The sequence below is a fragment of the Acutalibacter caecimuris genome, assembly GCF_034335085.1.
GTDB classification, from domain to species: Bacteria; Bacillota; Clostridia; order Oscillospirales; family Acutalibacteraceae; genus Acutalibacter; species Acutalibacter caecimuris.
In genome coordinates, this window is sequence record NZ_JAWXXJ010000084.1 from 1 (window position 1) to 762 (window position 762).

At 50.1% G+C, this 762-nt stretch carries 1 protein-coding gene; it reads right to left on the reverse strand.

Annotated elements, in window-relative coordinates:
• Nucleotides 1-19 precede the first annotated feature (19 nt).
• A protein-coding gene (locus U8U01_RS17260) for an IS5 family transposase (RefSeq protein ID WP_322176819.1) occupies nt 20-762 on the reverse strand; the annotation gives its coding sequence in 2 pieces (ribosomal slippage) (nt 20-426 and nt 426-762; 744 coding nt annotated over the 2 pieces). This gene is flagged as partial in the annotation.

A 762-nucleotide genomic window follows, 5' to 3' on the forward strand; every position in this document is an offset into this window, starting at 1 on the left:
TAGATAGTGTCTACACGAATTAAGTACGGATAGCAGCCCAAATGGCGATACAACGGACGTGTACCGCGGCGATAAAAGCATCCGAGGTTTTGGCATAACGAGTGGCAATACCTCTCCAACGTTTCAGGGTTAGGAAGCAGTTTTCTACCAAATGACGCAGCTTATAGAGATATTTATCATAGTCACGCTGTTCTTTGCGATTCCTCTTGGGCGGAATCACAGGTTCCATCCCAGCTGAAACCGCATAGGCCAGGATATCATTTGTGTCATAGCCCCGGTCTGCCAGCAGAGTTTCTGCGGAAATGCCTTCAATCAGGTGGACAGCTTCTTTACAATCTGCTCGGGTACCTTCTGTAATAAGCACTCGGACTGGCATACCATTCGCATCCACGGCCAGATGTATTTTGGTGTTGAGCCCCCTTTTGTCCTGGACATATCCTGATTGCCACCTTTAGCTCCCGCCGCCTGGGGATGCACTTTGATATGGCTGGCGTCGATCATTAGCCATTCATAATCCGGTTCATCTATCAGGATTTCCAGAAGTTTTTCCCAAACACCTTTTCTGCGCCAACGAATGAACCGCTGATGAACGCTGCCCCATTTCCCGTAATCGGGAGGCAAATCTCGCCAGGGCGCTCCGGTTCGCAATACCCAAAACACCGCATTGATAAATCGACGGTTATCCTGGGCGATCCCTCCCCACTGGCCTCGTTGTCCTGGTAAATGGGGTTCCAGCAACGACCACACTTGATCGCTTATGTC